The following is a 16,651-nucleotide window of genomic DNA, read 5'->3' as shown; positions in this document are numbered from 1 at the left end:
ACAAAAATAAAAAAGACAGCCAATTTCTTAGCTGTCTTTTTTCTATTTAACTAAAACTATATTAGTTTTTAATGATTTTTGTGTTTGAATTAATCGCATCACCTTCAATAGAAAGTATATATAAACCTGATTGAAGTTGGTTAATATCAATAGATACCTCATCTATTAAATTAGCTTTTGTGCTTATAACTTGTCTTCCGTTTAAATCTGTTAAAGTAATAACTACCTCTCCAAAATTCTTACTTGTTTTAATATTTACAATATTATTTGCAGGATTTGGATACACTTGGAAATCACTTATTGAGAATTCATCTACACTTAGACTTGTACAATTTGCTAAAGTTGGGTCTGTGCTTGGTGGCACATCAAAGTTTTCAACTTGATCTAAAACAGAAAGAGAACTTCCTTGTACTGCATTTACACCTAACCCTCTTGCTGCAAAAACTTCCCAAATTAAACATTGGTCCTCTCCTCCTGTAGCTGTATCTGCTGCCAGTAATGCGTCTCTTCCATCTACGAATCCAGGATTACAAGGTTGTAATTTAAGTCCGTCTAACACTAATTGCATTACTTTATTATTTCCACCTGTACCGTTATAAAAATCTGGATCAAATCCATATTTATCTACATAAGCCCAAGTAAGGTCCCATAACATAGTAGCCCAAACTGAACCAATACCATGAGAAAATCTTAGGTTTGGACTATTTGTATCACCATAAGTAAAATCATTAATCGTAGTATCTGTACTGTATTTTTTAGATCTAATACCAAGACCATCTAAACCTTGACTAACTGAATATGTAGCTACACCTCTTCCATCTGTTCCAACATCTGTAGCCTTCATTGTTATCATTAATGCGAACCAATCTGACCATCCTTCACCCATTTGCTCAGTCCAATTTGTGCAATTTCCTTCAGCATCTGCGGCTGTACAAGCAGTTAAACAATTAGCATTTAAAGCTCCACCTGTAAGCCTGTTAGAAATACCATGACCATATTCATGTCCAACAATAACATTATCTAAGCTTCCATCTTTTTGAAAAGGTCCTGAAGCAATTAAAGTAGCATTTACGGTTTGACCATTGTTTAAAGCATTTAAAATGGATTGTCCATCTGTTATGTTTATCATTATAGATGGTATAGTTACTTGATCTCCTACTGCTCCTCCAGCCATTGCTATTGGATCTCCAAAAGTATTATTGATTACAATTACCGCTATTGCTCCAGCATTTTCAGCTGCTAAAACTTTAAAGCCAAACTCACATTCACCTCTATTTAAAACTGCTATTTTGCCCATTAAATTAGGAGCATTTGTTATAGGGTCGCAAGCATCATTTGCATCAACAGAAGTACCAGCATTGTTATCTACCACTAAAGCTAAATCAGCAGTAATTGGAGTTGTAGTCAAAGGACTTCCAAAATTAGCTGTCGTTGCAGTGTAGTCGCCTGCTGCTGTACTATTATTAATTGTTAGAGGCTGTCCAGGAGGTCCAGAAGCTGCCCATAAAAACATTGTCATTCCTGGACTAAGTCCGTCTGGTGGAGTTCCAAAAGTCGCATTATTTAATCCACTCCCATCTTGTCCATCTGCAAAAACAAAGTCGCCATCATTTCCGCCATTACCATAATTATTGCTTTGAAAATTTCCGCTTGCTTCGTCAAATCCATAAGCATACCAAATATCATGCATCATATTATTCATATAAAACAAATTGGTTAGAGATGCTTGTTGAAATGAGATTGGAGCTTGATTATCGTCTAAAGGGAAATTAAAGTTTAAACTTGAAGTTCCATCAGGAGAAAATCCTACGCCATCATTACCATTAGCGTCTTCTTGAGCCCAAACATTATTACCTCTTGTAATAGTAAATTCTGCTCCTGCAACACCATCAACATCATGCCAACCAAAAGGGGAGGCAATAGAATTGGCAGGCTCTGAAATTAGTTCTGCTGGACCTTCATCAGGACTTTGATTTGGTAATGGTATAACATTATATTGAGAACCATCTACTAAAAGACTTGAGTTTTGTTGCTTAAACAAATTAAACGTTTCTGTTTGCGATTGAATTGATTGATGATTATGCTTACTGTGATCATCACCGAAATTGCAACTAACAATCCAGTCGTTAAAACTTAAAATATCTCCGCTAACAGCATCTACTCTAATACTCCACCAGTTTTGAGAACTAGTTGAATGAATATTTAAATCCCAAGCAAGTTTTAAGTCTCCATCTGTAGTTAAAAAATAACTTAATTCTACAGGAATATCGTTTTTAGAAATTTCTCCATTAGAATACACATATTTATTATGAGACGTTTCTAGAAGTTCTAAGTTTTGTGTATTACCTAAGTTAAAATGAGACGCTCCCTTTTGGATGGCTAATTCTGCACTTATAACAGGTGTACTAGTTGTTACTTTTTGGCTAATATTATTTAAAAACCTATTAGCTATATAAAAAACACTGTTATTTTTAACTGCAACACTAGATGTAGCGTTAAAAATTTTAATCCCTTGATGCCTTTGGTTAACATAAACATGAGTAACTCCTGTTTTTTTTGTTAAAAATTCTTTTTCTACAATTAAATCTGAAATATCACTTGGAGTAACATTTAATTTCACCTTATTTTTATTAATATAAGCTTCAATAATAGATCCATATTGAGATTCAGAAAGACTACTTTGAGAATTCCCAATGTTTATAAAAAATAACATTGAAAAAACTGAAAGTAAAAACGTGTAATACTTTTTCATTTTATTTTGTTTTATGAAGAATTTGATTTAATAGTCACAAATATAACCACCTACTTACAATAATTTTAATTTTATTACAAATTATTTATTTTTTTAACACCTATACTGTTGTTTTTTAATAATTTTATTGTCTTAATTTATATAATGGTTAATACATTTTTAAACTCTATACATTCGCCTAAAGAACTTCGCAACCTTAATTTAAAACACCTAAATTTATTGTGTAAGGAGTTAAGAGACTATATTATTAATCATGTAGCCACAAAAGAAGGCCATCTTGGTGCAAGCTTAGGTGTTGTGGAATTAACCGTAGCTTTGCATTATGTTTTTAAAACACCAAAAGACCTTTTAGTGTGGGATGTTGGCCATCAAGCTTATGTGCACAAACTTTTAACTGGTAGAAAATCTGTTTTTGAAACAAATAGACAACATAAAGGCATCTCTGGATTCCCAAAAAGAGAAGAAAGCGAATATGATGTCTTTGGAGTTGGACACTCCTCTACCTCAATATCTGCCTCTTTAGGAATGGCAATAGCCTCTAAATTAAAAGGAGACTTACAAAAACAGCATATTGCTGTAATTGGAGACGCCTCGATTGCTAGCGGAATGGCTTTTGAAGGATTAAATCATGCTGGAGTTACAGATGTAAATTTATTAGTTATTTTAAATGATAATGCTATTGGAATTGACCCAAGTGTTGGTGCGTTAAAACAATATTTAACTAATGTAAAAAAAGGCACCGAAAAACAAGACAATATATTTGAAGCTTTAAATTTTAATTATTCTGGGCCTGTTAATGGTCATGATTTACCTAAACTCCTATCGGAACTAGAGCGTTTAAAATCGGTAAAAGGGCCTAAATTTTTACATGTAATAACAAAAAAAGGCAAAGGATTAAAACAAGCCGAAGACAACCAAGTCACCTATCATGCGCCTGGGAAATTTAATGCAAAAACAGGAGAGCTGCACCCAAAATCTAATATAACTGAACCACCAAAATTTCAAGATGTTTTTGGGCATACTATTGTAGAATTAGCAAAACAGAATAAAAATATTATAGGTATTACTCCAGCAATGCCAACAGGAAGTTCCTTGAAATTTATGATGGAGCAACTACCTGAACGCGCTTTTGATGTAGGTATTGCTGAGCAACATGCTGTAACATTAGCAGCTGGTATGGCAACACAAAATTTAATTCCGTTTTGCAATATCTATTCTACGTTTTTACAACGTGCTTACGACCAAGTTATACATGATGTTGCATTACAAAACCTACCTGTTATTTTTTGCTTGGACAGAGCAGGATTAGTTGGCGAAGATGGTGCAACACATCATGGTGTGTTTGATATTGCATATTTACGCTGTATTCCAAACTTAATTATTTTTGCGCCTAGTAACGAAATAGAGCTACGCAACATTATGTTTACTGCGCAATTAGGTTTAGAGCATCCTATTGCAATTCGGTATCCTCGTGGTAAAGGCACAACTATAGATTGGAAACAACCGTTTTCTAAAATTGAAATTGGCAAAGGTATTACACTTAAAGAAGGAAAAGATATAGCACTTTTAACTATAGGAAATATGGCAACTACAGTAAGTGATGCTATTACTTTATGCAAAGAGGATTATGCGCATTACAACATGCGTTTTATTAAACCTTTAGATGAAGCGCTTTTACATAAAATTTTTAAAGCGTTTAAAACCATTATTACTTTTGAAGATGGCGTAATACAAGGAGGTTTTGGTAGTGCTATTTTAGAATTTGCTGCTAAGCACAATTATAAAAACGACATATATATTAAAGGTATTCCAGATGAATTTATTGAGCATGGAACTATATTAGAACTCCAAAATTCAATTGGATTAGATGCTAAAAGTATTGCCAAATTTCTATCAGAATTATAAGCTAAATCCTTTAATTTTTTTATAAGTCATTATAGCTTGGCTATCAGACAATAAAGAGACATAGTGACAAACGTTAAGTAAGCGTTTGTACAAACTATCATTATTAATATCCAAAGAGTTTGGTAAACTTTTTACAATTAACTTATCGTAATTAGAAGGTGTAGCATTATAACTGTTATTTACTGCTTTTACATACACCTCAAGTAACGTATTTATAACCTGATAGCCTGCGATTTCTTTATCTACAACTTCTTCAGATTGGTATACTTTTTCTACACTTAATTTAATGATGTCATTAATTTGAGCTTCGAATTTACTCTTCTCTAATAATCCTGAATCGAAAGTGCCTTTTAAAATAGCATCTTCATTTTCCATAAAAATGCTTACCGCTTCATTTATTAATGTATTAATTGCAAGAGCACGTAAATAACTTACTCGATCTTTAGTATTAGTTAATTGATGGTATTTTTCGGTATTAATGGTATCTCTTACCAGGTTTATTAAATATTCTAAAGCAAATTCTTCTTGTATTAAACCTAAGTTAATTCCATCTTCAAAATCAATGATGGTATAACATATATCATCTGCAGCTTCAACTAAAAATGCTAAAGGATGACGAGAATAACTTACAGCACTATCGCTTCTTTTTGTAAGTCCTAATTCTTCGGCAACATTTTTAAACGCTTCTTTTTCAGATTGAAAAAAACCGTATTTTTTATCTGCTATGTGTGATGTTGGCTTTTTAGGCAACGATTCTTTTGGATATTTAGTGAATGCGCCAAGCGTAGCATAGCTTAATCGTAATCCACCTTCTCTACCTTTTCGGCTTTCGGTTGCAATTTTAAACCCGTTTGCATTGCCTTCAAAATCACACAAATCCTGATATTCTTTTTTTGTAAGATTATCTTCAAAATGCTGGCCAATTCCAGACTTAAAAAATTCGCCTATCGCTTTTTCACCAGAATGTCCAAATGGTGGATTCCCAATATCATGAGCCAAAGCAGCGGCTGCAACTATAGCTCCAAAGTCATTGGTTTGGTAACCATGTACACTTTGTAATTGTGGATGTTTTTGTAGCAATAGCTGTCCTACTTTTCTACCTAACGAGCGTCCTACAACACTAACCTCTAAACTGTGCGTTAAACGCGTGTGCACAAAATCGGTTTTAGATAATGGTATAACTTGTGTTTTATCTTGAAGGCTTCTAAATTCCGAAGAAAAAATAACACGATCATAATCGACTTCAAACCCTAAACGTGTTTCATCTTGTTCCTTACGTAAACGCTTATTAGTATCTCCAAAACGCTTTAATGATAGTAATTGCTCCCAATTCATAATATTTATTTATACTTCGCAATATAAATAATTTACATGTTAATTGAATGTTTCGAAAGCGTTAAAATCTATCTGATTTGATAACACTAAGCTAACCTTTTTATCACTAATTTTTAATGTTTGATTAACTTAGACTTTACATTATCGTCCTTTCTTTGTGCCAACAAAAAGAACTAACAGAATTTAATTTTAAAAACACAATGAAAAAATTATTTTTATTATCGCTTATAGCTTTTACTACTGTATTTACGTCTTGTATTAAGGATGACGATACGCCAATTATTATTGAAACTGGGAACAGTGGTGGAAACTCTAATCCAAATCCAATAGAGGTTGTTGAAAACAAAACAGGTATTATTTCTGCTGATGAGACTTGGACTAAGGATAAAATTTACAGATTAAACCAAAAAGTAGTTATTGATAACGGTGTAACATTAACTATACAAAAAGGCACTATTATTAAAGGTTCTCCAGGAACAGGTTCTTTAGCTTCTGCTTTAATTGTAGCAAAAGGCGGAAAAATTAATGCTGTTGGAACAGCTGAAGAACCAATAATTTTTACTTCTACAAGCGATAATATTAGTATTGGACAAACATATGGAACAAATTTAGGTGTAAACGACAGAGGGCTTTGGGGAGGAATTCTAATTTTAGGGAATGCGCCTTGTTCATTTTCAGGAGATGTAGAAGAAATTCAAATAGAGGGAATACCTGCAGATGATACTTTTGGACTTTATGGAGGTAGTGAGGTTACAGATAATTCTGGAGTGCTTCAATATATTTCCATTCGTCATGGAGGTGCTTTAATTGGAGAAGGCAATGAAATAAACGGTTTGACTCTTGGTGGAGTAGGTACTGGAACTGTAATTAACAATATAGAAGTCGTGGCAAATGTTGATGATGGAATAGAGTTTTTTGGTGGTTCTGTAGATGTTAGTAATATACTTGTTTGGGGACAAGGAGACGATGGATTAGATATTGACCAAGCCTATTCTGGTACAATAGATAATGCTGTTGTTGTTTTAGGTGATGTGTCTGATCATGCTTTGGAAATTGATGGTCCCGAAGGGTCTGCAACAGGTGCATTTACGCTACAAAATGTAACCTTAATTGGTAATATTACTACAGGAAATGGTGAGTATGCCGATTTTAGAAAAGGTGCAACAGGAACAACAACTAACATTTATGCTTTTGGTTTTAAACCAGAATCTGATGTAGAATTAGATGCAGATGCAGATGCCACGAGTTATAACAACGGAACATTAACATTTAATGCTTGGGAAATAGCACTACCTACAACAATAACTAATGTTGAAAACTTATTTGTAAACAAAGCCGAAAACGTTACAGTCTCTGGTTTCGGAACAGAAGCTACTGCTGTTACACAAAACACCGAAACTGTTGGAGCAACAACTGCAATGCTAAGTTGGACTTATGCAAATACAGTAGGAGGATTTGGATTTTAATAACTAAAAAAAAACATTTTATGCTCATGCCAATACTATGGCATGAGCATCTGTTTTATTTGATACTTACATTTTAAAAATGAAAACATTAGCAAAACTACTATTAATATCTACTATTACATTCAGCACTTTGGCAATTGCTCAAAAAGGAAAAGTAGCAGGTACAGTAATAGATGGTGACTTTAACGATGTGTTATCTTTTGCAAACATAACTGTAAAAGGAACAGATAAAGGAACAACTTCCGATTTTGATGGCAAATATAACATTGAACTAGATGCTGGCACTTATACCTTAACATTCTCTTTTGTAGGCTATGAAACTAAAGAAATTACAGAGGTCATAATTAAACCCAATCAAGTTACAGATATAGAAGTCACTCTAAATTCTAGTCAAAATGCTTTAGAAGAAGTTGTAATTACAACCTCAACCAAACGAAACACAGAAAGTGCGCTGTTAAATCTTCAAAAAAAATCGGTTACACTTTTGGATGGTTTATCTGCTCAAGCGATAAAAAAATCTGGAGCTAGTAATGCTGCAAGTGCTGTAAAGAGTGTTCCTGGTGTATCTATACAAGGAGGCAAATACGTTTATGTGCGTGGTTTAGGAGATCGTTACACAAAATCTATTTTAAATGGAGTAGATATTCCAGGTTTAGATCCAGATAGAAACACAATACAAATGGATATTTTCCCAACTAATATTATAGACAATGTAATTGTTATTAAATCTGCTGCTGCAGAATATCCTGCAGATTTTACAGGTGGTGTTGTAGATATTGTGACTAAAGATTTTACTACAAAGGCATCTTACTCAATATCTTTAGGCAGTGGTTACAACACAGATATGCACTTTAACGATAACTATTTAACTTATAGTGGTAGTAAATCTGACTTCCTAGGTTATGATGGAGGAAAACGAGACAGACCAATTAACAGATACCAACCCATTCCTGGTACGTTTAACAATAGTAGTGTTTTAACATCTGCAACTAGAGCATTCGATAGCGAATTGGCTGCAAAAAAACAAAGCAGTAGTATGAATTTCGATTTTGGTTTTACAGCAGCTAATCAATATAATTTAGGAAATAATAAATTGGGTTACATTGCTTCATTATCTTATAAAAATGACATTACATTTTACGACAATAGAATAGATGGTAATTACACTAAAGATGAAAACAATTCTTCAAACAACAACTTGCTTGCTACAAGGCAAACTTCTGGTGATGAAGGCATAGAAAGTGTTATTTTAAATGGTTTAGCAGGATTAGTTTTTAAAACTAAAAATTCAAAATTCAAAGCGAATATTCTTCATATTCAAAATGGAGAATCTTCTGCTGGTTTTTTCAACCAAAGGTTAGCTCAAGGTGGAGGAAATGCAGGTTTCGAGAATGTTCAAAAAGACGCTTTGTTATATACAGAACGTTCTATAACAAATATTCTTTTTGGTGGTGAACACCAATTAAACACAAATGGTTTTAATATGGAATGGAAATTCTCGCCAACTTTCACTAAAGTTTTAGATAAAGACCATAGAATTACACCATTGGAGGTCACTCAAAATGGTGATTACTTAATAAGTCCAAGTACCTCTAGCTACCCAATTAGGATTTGGAGAAATTTAAATGAAGAAAGTTGGGTTGGTAAAATAGACTTTACAGATAAATATGAGTTGTTTAACAAGCCAGCCAAAGTTAAATTTGGAGGTGCTTATACCTATAAATTTAGAGATTTTAACACAGACCAATACCTGTTTACGTCTTCGACTCTTTTTGTTGAGAATGGAAATGCAGATAATTTATTAGCTCCAGAAAACATCTGGACTACAGATAACCAATCTGGCACTTATTTGGTTTTTGGACAGGAGTTTCAGCCTGCAAATTCTTACGAAGGCGAACAAAATATTGGTGCTTTATATGTTTCCAACGAATTTAATCTCTCCGAGAAGTTAAAAGCTGTAATAGGTTTAAGAAGCGAAATGTATAGATTGTATTACACAGGACAAAATCAAGCAGGAACAGAGGTATTTAATTTAGAAAATATTATAGACGAATTGGATCTATTCCCATCTGCCAATTTTATTTATGCGCTAACAGAAAAATCTAATCTTAGAGCTTCGTATTCTAGGACTACAGCAAGACCCTCGTTTAAAGAAGCATCTAACATTCAAATTTTTGATCCAATTACCAACAGAACATTTATTGGTAATGGCTTTGGTAATGATTTTTATGATGCCATTAGACCCTCTTACATTAATAATTTTGATTTACGTTATGAAATTTTTAGAGAAGAAGGACAAATGATTGCTTTAAGCGGTTTTTATAAAGATTTTAAAGATCCAATAGAAAGTGTTTTCTTTCCTGGTTCGCCAGATCAATTAACAGTTGCCAATTTAGGAAATGCAAAAGTTTTAGGTGCAGAATTAGAGTTTAGGCAAAACTTAGGATTTTTAACGGAAGGTTTAAAAAAACTACAATTTAATGCTAATGTTTCGTATATAAATTCGTCTCTAGAGATGAGTGATATCGAATTTAATTTACGACAATTTGCAGCCAGAGATGGACAAGCAATAGATAGAAAACGTGACTTACAAGGCCAATCTCCTTACTTAATAAATGTAGGCTTAGATTATGGAAATTCTAATTTAGGTTTGCAAACAGGATTATATTATAATGTACAAGGCAAAGCTTTGGAAGTTGTTGGCACTGGTATTGTTCCAGATGTTTACACACAACCTTTTAACAGTTTAAACTTTACTTTAAACAAAACTTTTGGCAAAGAAGAACACTCTGCAATAGATTTTAAAATCACCAATTTACTTGGAGACGAAAGGGAAAGTGCTTACGAGTCTTTTAATGCAAATAACAAAGTGTTTTCTTTAAGAAATCCTGGAACGGAAATCTCATTAGGTTATACTTATAAATTCTAATATTTTAGGATTAGTCCACAAAAAAAGCGACATAATGTGTCGCTTTTTTTATCTATTTTTATTGGGTTAAGGTTTATCTCTAACTGCAATCTTACTCTCATCTTTCCATTCACTAACATCAGTAATTGCATTACTATTATAATCTACTTCTTTTAAAGAATTTTTAGTCCAGAAAAACCATTTGCCAACTTTTTTTCCGTTTTTATAATTTCCTATAGCTGTCTTTTTCCCAGTATTGTCAAAACTCGTCCAAACACCTTCTAGCTTATTATTTTTGTTAAAAAATCCTTGTTGTTCTATTTTTCCATTTTCATGATAAAAAGTAGCTTCGGTTTTATCGCCTTTCTTTTCAAATTTAGGATTTACTTTATTCTGAGAAAACATTACTGTTACACTTAACAATAACACTATAATTAATGCTTTTTTCATATTTAAATTGTTCTATTTTTTCATACTATATAAATATACTTGTTTAATTACAATTAAGCAACGTTCTGGTAACATTAATTTAACACTAGACACGCAAACACCTCATTATTATGTATTTACAATTTAACCCAAAGAGTTAAAAAACTCTTAATAATTACTTAATATTAAGATTACATTCAATACGTTTTTTATAAAGATATTTGACCTTAACTTTAAAGTTAAACCAAGGTTTACATATAATACATTAGTTTTTGTCGACTTTTATTATAGTGAAATCTGAGAGCTGCATTCTAAAGAGTGCAGCTTTTTTTATTAATAAATTTAATAATTTAGAAACATTAAATTAGTTTTAAAATAAGTTATTTGCAGCGACAAAAACTAATTAATTTTTATGAAAACTAAACTCACAATAGTACTTCTTCTTGGTATTGTACTAAATATGAACTCACAGGAGATAAGCGACACTTCTTTTGGTAAAGGATTAATAAATTTTGTAGCAAAGGACAGTTCTTTTAGTATAAAATTTGCGCCTCGATTTCAAATGCGTACCATTTCTTCTTGGAATCATGATGGTAACCAATACGGAAGTCCAGAACATAATTTCATTGTTCGTAGAGCTCGTTTAAAATTTGATGGATTTGCGTACAGTCCAAAATTAAAATATAAAATAGAGTTAGGTTTATCTAACAGAGACCTTTCTGGTGCAAATGAGTATAACCGAAACACACCGCGTTATATTTTAGATGCTGTGCTTATGTGGAATTTTGCCGAAAATTTTGAGTTTTGGGCAGGACAAGCCAAATTACCTGGTAATGTTGAGCGTGTGGTTTCTTCAGGAAATCTTCAATTTATAGACCGTTCGTTACTTAATAGTCGGTTTAATATCGATCGTGATATTGGTATTCAATTACGTCACTTTACACATTTAGGTAGCACGTTTTTAATGCGCGAAAAAATTGCTTTAACTCAAGGTGAGGGTCGAAATGTCACTGAAGGTAACGAAGGTGGATTACAATACACTGCAAGAGTAGAGTTTTTACCTTTTGGCGCATTTAAATCTAAAGGCGATTATGTGCAATCCGATTTAAAACGCGAACCAACACCAAAATTAATGGTTGGTTTTACCTATAATTACAACCAAAATGCGGTTAGAGAAAGGGGTTTTGCTGGAGATTATATGATTAGAGCAGATGAAACTTTATACGAAACCGACCAAACTACCATTTTTGCAGATGCTATGTTTAAATACAATGGGTTTTCGTTTATGGGAGAATATGCAAAACGTACAGCAGATAACCCTGTTGCTACAGAAACAGATGGCACAACACCAACAGGAGATATTGTACTAACTGGTAACGCTTTAAATTTACAAGCAGGTTACTTATTTAAAAACAACTACGAAATTGCTGCACGTTTTACAACTGTAAATTACGAAGCTATTACAAACACATTACCTCGAGACCAATATACATTAGGAGCCTCAAAATACATAGTTGGTCACAAACTAAAAGTACAAAGTGATTTAAGCTATACTACTTTAGATAATGAAGAAAACAATATTACATTTAGATTAGGATTTGACTTTCATTTTTAAAACATAACAATTAATTAACCTACTAGTTAAAAACAGTATGGATATTTGTAAACTATTTTAAATTAAATTATGGAAAATATATACTTATACATGATAATTGCTCTAGTCATATTAGCTGTCGCTGATTTGGTGGTTGGAGTTAGTAATGATGCAGTAAACTTTTTAAATTCTGCTATTGGCTCTAAAGCTATATCTTTTAAAACCATTATGATTGTTGCTAGTATTGGAGTTGCCGTAGGTGCAGTATTCTCTAGTGGTATGATGGAAGTGGCTCGAAAAGGTATTTTTAATCCTGGAGAATTTATGTTCGATGAGATTATGATAATCTTTATGGCTGTAATGATAACAGATATTTTGTTATTAGATTTTTTTAATACTATTGGTATGCCTACCTCTACTACAGTATCTATAGTATTTGAGTTATTAGGAGCTGCTGTTGCAATGGCATTAATAAAAATTGGCCATGATGGTGGAGATTTTGGAGACCTTATTAACTATATAAACACCTCTAAAGCTTCAGAAATTATATTTGGGATTCTACTCTCGGTTGTCGTCGCATTCTCTATTGGTGCATTGGTACAATGGGTCTCAAGAGTATTATTGTCTTACAATTTTGAAACTAAAGCCAATTGGGTTGGTGCGCTTTTTGGAGGTTTAGCATTAACTGCAATTACATATTTTATTTTCATGAAAGGTTTAAAAGGCACCTCTTACGCTAAAGAATCTTTTGATATTCTTGGAGGAGAAACTATGAAGGATTTCTTAGAACACAACGTACTGCCTATAGTAGCAGTAAGTTCTGTATTCTGGTCGTTATTGTCTTTTGCTCTAATTTCTTTATTAAAAACTAATATATACAAGCTTATAATTGTTGTTGGAACCTTTGCATTAGCATTAGCCTTTGCTGGTAACGATTTGGTTAACTTTATTGGTGTACCAATGGCTGCTTATAATGCTTTTGAGCAATGGTCTATTTCTGGTGTTGCTGCCACAGATTTCCCAATGGATGTTTTAGCCGAAAAAGTACAAACTAAAAACTGGTTACTATTTGCAGCAGGAATGATTATGGTTATCACTTTATGGTTTTCGACTAAAGCAAAAAATGTAGTTAAAACCTCTTTAGATTTATCTAGCCAAGGCGCAACAAAAGAGCGTTTTCAACCTAACTTCCTGTCTCGTGGATTTGTAAGAGTAGCAGTAGGTATGTCTCAAATGTCCTCGTATATTTTACCAGAATCTTGGCAAGCGAAAATAGAAAAACAATTTGAAGCTCCTGTAGTTAAAGCCTCTAAAAGTAAAACAGAAGATGTACCTGCTTTCGATTTGGTACGTGCTGCTGTTAACTTAATGGTCGCTGCTGTTTTAATATCTTTAGCAACCTCGTATAAACTCCCTTTATCTACAACTTATGTAACATTTATGGTAGCAATGGGAACCTCACTCGCAGATAGAGCTTGGGGAGCCGAAAGTGCTGTTTACAGAGTTGCTGGTGTACTTAATGTTATTGGTGGCTGGTTTTTTACAGCCTTTAGCGCATTTACTGCTGCTGCATTAGTTGCTTACTTATTAAATCTTAACTTGCCTGTTATGTTTCCAATTTTATTATTGGCTGCATTTACCTTATTAATTAGAAATTACGTGTCTCATAAAAAGAAATCTTCTGGAGTTGCAGAAGAAGATAGCTTAAAAGAAACAGGTAGTCGTTCTGTGCAAGGTGTGATTCATGAAAGTGCTGCAAATATTTCTAATGTAGTAAAGCGTGGAAACCGTATTTACACAAACGCTATTAAAGGGTTAGCGAAACAAGATTTAACTTTACTTAAAAAGAATAAAAAACAAGTCGATAAATTAACTTCGGAAGTGGATGCACTTAGAGACAATATCTTCTATTTTATAAAAAATCTTGATGAAACAAGTTTAAGAGCCAGTAACTTCTACATTAATGTTTTAGGCTATTTACAAGATATGACACAGTCTTTAGAATACATTTCTAAAACTAGCCATAAGCACATTAATAATAATCATAAAAAACTAAAATTTAGCCAAATTAAAGAGCTAAAAGAAGTAGATGATGCTTTAGAGTCTTTATTTAATGATACCAAACAAGCGTTCGATTCTGGTTCGTTTGAGCAGATTGGAGATATTATAGATCGTAAAAAAGAAATGTTTGATTTAGTAACTTCAAAAATTGTAAAGCAAGTAGCTCGTACTCGCACTGAAGAGTCTAGTCCTAAAAACACAACCTTATACTTTAGTTTACTGTTAGAAACTAAAGACCTATTAACTGCTACTATGAATTTACTAGAAGAATACCACAATTCTTTTGATAGAGATGTAGAGCCTGCTACAGTTAATACAGATGAGAGCTAGTTTTAACTTTAGTTAACAACCAAAAAAATCCCGTTTTAACAACGGGATTTTTTTTGTTTTTTTAAAATTCTAAAGGCTTTCCTATTTGCTCTAAGCTATTTTCGGTAGCGCGTTTTTTATTATAACGTATTTCGTCCACAACATAGGTATTAGAAATAGAATCGTGCCAACCTCTACCTTCTGCACCTAAAAACGAAAAAGCATTAAATGGGATAATTCTGCATAAGCTTCTAATAAAAATATCAGCAAAATTTGGTTTAGAACCATCCTCCATAATTACCACTGTTTTGGTAATAAATTTACCAACAGATTTTGAGAATATAGTTTCGAAAGTCACATAATAAATAAGGATAATTATGATTCCAAAAACATATTCTGTAAGTGTACTATTGCCTTCAAAATAAGTGTTATACAATTCAACATCACCTGTATATTCTATATAAAGCCCTATTAAAAGCCCTATTAAAAACCCCAAACCAAGCCTTAAAGCATAATCTACAGCAAGATTGGCAAAACGTTGTCCTTTACTCGCATATAAGTCTGTTGTTACTTTAAAATTTTCAGTAGTCATTTATAATCAATTGTAGTTAGGACTCAAATATAAGAATTAATAAAAAAATGAGGTTTTAGACGTCTATAACCTCTTTTTAAACGTAAATACATAAAACCTTAAAATAATATTATGAGAAAAATTTCAATTGTATTCTTAATAGTAATGGTAACTTCATGTGTTTCAAAAAAGAAATATGTAGCCTTACAACAAGAAAATGGAGAGATTAAAAGTGAATTAACCAAAACACAAGTAGAAAAAGAAGATTTAGAAGCTAAATTTGCTAAAATTGAAGCCAGAGTTAGTGAATACAATTCTAAAATTAACAACCTTACAGAAGAAGTTGGTGTGCTAACAGAAGACAACAAAACTAAATTTGATGCTGTAGGTAATAAAGCTGTGGTTTCGGAAAATGCTAAAATTGGAATGCGTAATACACTTAGTAAGGTAAACCCTGAGGTTTTAAAGTATGTAAATACCTTAGAGGATTCTATGAATCTTGCATTATCACTTAATTTAAAGCGTTTTGTAGATACTACAGATTTAGACGAAAGCGATGATATAGCTATTAGTATAGATGAAACCGTTGTGATGATTTCAATTTCGGATAAAATGTTGTTTAACAGCGGAAGCTATAGAATTAACAAAAAAGCAGATAAGATTTTACAAAAACTAGCAGATGTTATAAACTCTGAGCCTAGCTTAGATGTGATGATAGAAGGCCATACAGACTCCAAAACCATTAGTACTGCTAAAGTGTCTGACAATTGGGATTTAAGTGTGTTGCGTGCCACTTCTGTAGTTAGAAAATTACAAGAGGATTTTGGTGTAGCACCAGAAAAAATGATTGCAGCTGGTAGAAGTAGTTACCAACCGCTTACAGAAAACGATAGTAAAGATGGACGTGCAAGAAACCGTAGAACACGTATTGTAATCCTTCCTAATATCGATAAGTTTTTTGCTTTAATGGCTTCTAACTAGAGAGTATTTAATTAGTTTATATTTAAAAAGCATCCTTTTCAGGATGCTTTTTGTTGTTACACACTTATTGAGATTCTATAATAAAGTGCAAGCTATATTAATAAAGGTTTCGACTGCGCTCAACCAGACAACTAAAACTAAAAGTAATACTTATTGCTTAACCAATTTTTTTACACTAATATTCCCTAAATCATCAAATAGTTTTAAAAAGTAAATCCCATTTGGTAAGGTTGCTAAATCCAATTGAGTGGTAAACGCCTGTGATAATACTTGCTGTCCTGCTACATTGTAGAGTTGTAGCTGTGTAATAGTCGCTGTACTACTAATTGTAAGTGTGTTT

The 16,651-nt window shown here is 32.6% G+C and carries 11 protein-coding genes; 6 read left to right on the top strand and 5 right to left on the bottom strand.

The window, feature by feature from the left end; all coding sequences use genetic code 11:
• Nucleotides 1-61 precede the first annotated feature (61 nt).
• Nucleotides 62-2,752, bottom strand: coding sequence for a T9SS-dependent M36 family metallopeptidase (locus ACVC5O_RS04030; RefSeq protein ID WP_452220183.1), 2,691 nt, complete (start codon nucleotides 2,750-2,752; stop codon nucleotides 62-64).
• Nucleotides 2,753-2,896: 144 nt separating this feature from the next.
• Here ACVC5O_RS04030 and dxs point away from each other — a divergent pair, with 144 nt between their 5' ends.
• The gene (dxs, locus tag ACVC5O_RS04025) at nucleotides 2,897-4,657 is read left to right on the top strand and encodes a 1-deoxy-D-xylulose-5-phosphate synthase (protein WP_452220182.1); all 1,761 of its coding nucleotides are present in this window, start codon (nucleotides 2,897-2,899) and stop codon (nucleotides 4,655-4,657) included.
• Here the strand turns inward: dxs and ACVC5O_RS04020 are convergent.
• Nucleotides 4,652-5,992 carry a deoxyguanosinetriphosphate triphosphohydrolase gene (locus ACVC5O_RS04020; protein ID WP_452220181.1) on the bottom strand — a complete coding sequence of 447 codons (1,341 nt, stop codon included), beginning with the start codon at nucleotides 5,990-5,992 and terminating at the stop codon, nucleotides 4,652-4,654. The two genes, dxs and ACVC5O_RS04020, sit on opposite strands and share 6 nt — an antisense overlap.
• A 200-nt stretch (nucleotides 5,993-6,192) precedes the next feature.
• Here ACVC5O_RS04020 and ACVC5O_RS04015 point away from each other — a divergent pair, with 200 nt between their 5' ends.
• Nucleotides 6,193-7,458 carry a hypothetical protein gene (locus ACVC5O_RS04015; RefSeq protein ID WP_452220180.1) on the top strand — a complete coding sequence of 422 codons (1,266 nt, stop codon included), beginning with the start codon at nucleotides 6,193-6,195 and terminating at the stop codon, nucleotides 7,456-7,458.
• Nucleotides 7,459-7,537: 79 nt separating this feature from the next.
• The gene (locus tag ACVC5O_RS04010) at nucleotides 7,538-10,387 is read left to right on the top strand and encodes a TonB-dependent receptor domain-containing protein (RefSeq protein WP_452220179.1); all 2,850 of its coding nucleotides are present in this window, start codon (nucleotides 7,538-7,540) and stop codon (nucleotides 10,385-10,387) included.
• Nucleotides 10,388-10,453: 66 nt separating this feature from the next.
• On the opposite strand, the gene ACVC5O_RS04005 is transcribed toward ACVC5O_RS04010, so the two are convergent.
• Complete coding sequence (locus ACVC5O_RS04005) at nucleotides 10,454-10,816, bottom strand: toxin-antitoxin system YwqK family antitoxin (RefSeq protein WP_452220178.1); 363 nt, start codon at nucleotides 10,814-10,816, stop codon at nucleotides 10,454-10,456.
• Between the two features lie 391 nt (nucleotides 10,817-11,207).
• Here ACVC5O_RS04005 and ACVC5O_RS04000 point away from each other — a divergent pair, with 391 nt between their 5' ends.
• Nucleotides 11,208-12,410 carry a porin gene (locus ACVC5O_RS04000; protein WP_452220177.1) on the top strand — a complete coding sequence of 401 codons (1,203 nt, stop codon included), beginning with the start codon at nucleotides 11,208-11,210 and terminating at the stop codon, nucleotides 12,408-12,410.
• A gap of 69 nt (nucleotides 12,411-12,479) precedes the next feature.
• Nucleotides 12,480-14,780, top strand: coding sequence for an anion permease (locus ACVC5O_RS03995; protein ID WP_452220176.1), 2,301 nt, complete (start codon nucleotides 12,480-12,482; stop codon nucleotides 14,778-14,780).
• 61 nt (nucleotides 14,781-14,841) lie between these two features.
• Here the strand turns inward: ACVC5O_RS03995 and ACVC5O_RS03990 are convergent, their stop codons facing one another.
• Nucleotides 14,842-15,351 carry an RDD family protein gene (locus tag ACVC5O_RS03990; protein WP_452220175.1) on the bottom strand — a complete coding sequence of 170 codons (510 nt, stop codon included), beginning with the start codon at nucleotides 15,349-15,351 and terminating at the stop codon, nucleotides 14,842-14,844.
• 111 nt (nucleotides 15,352-15,462) lie between these two features.
• Between ACVC5O_RS03990 and ACVC5O_RS03985 the strand changes: the two genes are divergently transcribed.
• Nucleotides 15,463-16,311, top strand: coding sequence for an OmpA family protein (locus tag ACVC5O_RS03985; protein ID WP_452220174.1), 849 nt, complete (start codon nucleotides 15,463-15,465; stop codon nucleotides 16,309-16,311).
• Between the two features lie 150 nt (nucleotides 16,312-16,461).
• Here ACVC5O_RS03985 and ACVC5O_RS03980 read toward each other — a convergent pair.
• Nucleotides 16,462-16,651 (bottom strand): T9SS type A sorting domain-containing protein (locus ACVC5O_RS03980; protein ID WP_452220173.1); only part of this gene is annotated, 190 nt, incomplete at its 5' end.

It is taken from the genome of Lacinutrix salivirga, from assembly GCF_053604675.1.
The sequence above is the reverse complement of the archived record's forward strand: the minus strand, read 5'-3'. Positions and strand labels throughout refer to the sequence as shown.